The 2561-nt window shown below is 35.7% G+C and carries 2 protein-coding genes; both read right to left on the reverse strand.

Translation table 11 applies throughout. From position 1 onward, the window contains the following. Nucleotides 1–284: 284 nt before the first annotated feature. Entirely contained in the window at nucleotides 285–824 is a 540-nt protein-coding gene (locus JST56_03425) for a hypothetical protein (protein MBS1988019.1), read from the reverse strand. Between the two features lie 636 nt (nucleotides 825–1460). Beyond that, nucleotides 1461–2561, reverse strand: a 1101-nt coding sequence (locus JST56_03430; GenBank protein ID MBS1988020.1) for a hypothetical protein, incomplete at its 5' end; no start/stop codon positions are given.

Genomic DNA, 2561 nt, shown 5'->3' on the forward strand with positions numbered 1-2561 from the left:
GGAAATTTTGAGAAAAGTGTTTGGGAGGTAACTAGTCTTCGCAATGTTTATTGACACATTAATCATTTTGCCATGTTCTGTTATTTACGAAATATAATCTTCAATGTTATATTATCGTGGAACTTATAAGCACTTGCCGATTTCTAAATACTGCTGTAGGTGATAACACCAACTGCGGTCTCGGGAGTTACACTCGCTATTGGTGATAATAGGGGATTTAAATTCCTACAAACGTTAGGGTTTTTCAGGTAACCGAACCTCTTCTTTTTTCTGTTGCTCCCAATTCAGTAAAAGGATCCAACTTCTGTGTTTCTTTCATCCAAGCTGCCACTGAACCGTTCAGGAAGCAGTAATTTTTTTTGGTCAAATAAACTACCTTTTTGAGAAGGTTTCACTACATGAGAAAGAGGGTGAACGCCAAAAGTCTTTATCATCCACCAATACAAATCGTTCGCAGTTATAAAATAATGCTTGCCATTAGACCCCAATTTGGTTACATTTCTATAATTTACATTAGCCAATCTTTCACGAATAAGCGGTATTGTAATGCCGCATTTTGTCAATGCAATAGAAGTTCGTAATGCACATGCGTTGCCAAAATTTACTGGATCATTTAAATGCAAGATGTACAATGGACCTCCTGCCATTTCATAAACAGCCGAACTGCCCATTTCGCATCCATTCTCCTCTTTTGGATAATTACTGTCATATTCTATAAAGGTAGGAAGTATTTGTGGTGGAAAAATTTGAATATCCCAATTCTCTATAACGGATGAGGGTTGTTCTATTCCCTCTATATGATAATTGTAATTTTCACTTCCCATAACTTCCCATCCCAAACCATTTCCTTTAGTACACGGCGGCAAACCGTTTACAATTAGTGGTGTTGGATTGCACTGTTGTGGTATTGTTGAAACAGTACCTGAATGCTCACCGCCCCCAACTCCACCGCCTTCAGGAAAAGGTGGGTTATATGGCGACCCGCCACCACCACCTCTGGATTTATTTAAAGTTGGCTTAATTCTTAAGTCTTACATTTTTCATTTTATTTTTATTCCTCCTCGCGGATTTTTTTGTAATTATGAAATCGGGATTACCATTTCGATATAAAATAACTATCCCATTTTTCAAACATCTATAATAACGAGTTGCTTGATATGGATATCCATATACCTGTTCTTGAAAAATTGTCGTGATTAATAATGAATCATTCTGGTGTTTTATTATTGTGTGCACTAGATTACTATCATTATTTCTGAAACCAGAACTTTGATATGCAAAGGCGATTAATTTGGAGTTACGAAAACAAATAATATTCACAGTAGAGTTTAATTTTTGTTCATAGTCATACTCTGTTTCTTTATACACGTCATATTTTCTCCCGCATATTGTAATCGTTTCATTAGTAGTATAGCATCCAATACTACTAATAATAATTGCAAAGTATACTAGTGTTTTATTTAATGTAATTGCCATATTTGTATTTTTTCAATTACTGATATGTTTTCAGGAAGCGAATACCCTCCAAGACATTCTCCAAATGTCATAAGATCTATATGGCCGGTGTAAGAACCACTGCTAGTAACTAAAGTATAAATTCCATGAATGTTTTGGTTACGCAAATTTTTCAGAAAATTGTTCAAATTGGTTCGACTACCATTTATCTGAGCCGCAGTCAAAGAATGAGTAGGGTTACCAAACCTTTTGTGCATATACGCATTGAAAGCCTTTGCGTTGACAATATAAGAAAGATTATTGGCGCCATATTCAGTACCGGTTCCGGCATCAATCTTAAAGGGGTATGTTCCATTAACTTGAATATTATTGAAAGCCCATGAAGCTCTAATTGCACAAGCGTTTTTATAATTTGATTCATTATATTTAGCTCCAAGGGCACCACCTACCATTTCATATACTTGATTACTTGGCATAAAGGTAATCCCTCCGGACACAGTTATTTTAGGAAAATATTGAATAAATTGTTGAAGTGTTGGTAATGGAATTTGTTGAAATATTACATTGGGATTTTCCCAATAAGATTGGTCGTAATTTCCGTCTCCAGCCTCTGGTAATGCTAAAAAGTATTGTATATCATTCAATGAAATACTATTTTCTGCAATTAACCAGTCAATTAAATCTTTGACTAGATACTTAGATTGTACTGTGAAATTATTGGAGTAGAGGAATGTAAGTAGATTATCTTTAATAGGTCCATTATTTAAGTTGTCCCACCACGCCCTTTGAGAATTATTAAGTGAATTGTAAAAAGATGAAACAAACGATTCAAGGAGAATTGGCTCCCATCCTAAACCATTCCCTTTAGTACAGGGCGGCAAAACGTTTACTATTAGTGGTGTTGGATTGCACTGTTGTGGTATTGTTGAAACAGTACCTGAATGCTCACCGCCCCCAACTCCACCGCCTTCAGGAAAAGGTGGGTTATATGGCGACCCGCCATCTCCACCTGCATCTAAGGAACCATCGTTATATACAGATATATAACTGGTTTTGCATGATATTTTCCTTTTGATAATGGCAGGATTGAGGTTATAAATTATAAA

Source organism: Candidatus Dependentiae bacterium (genome assembly GCA_018266175.1).
Classification (GTDB): domain Bacteria; phylum Babelota; class Babeliae; order Babelales; family RVW-14; genus JAFEAY01.

Bases quoted from the DNA above. Each gene is read 5' to 3' on its own strand.
- JST56_03425 (MBS1988019.1), bottom strand. From the start codon at position 824: ATGGGAAGTGAAAATTACAATTATCATATAGAGGGAATAGAACAACCC.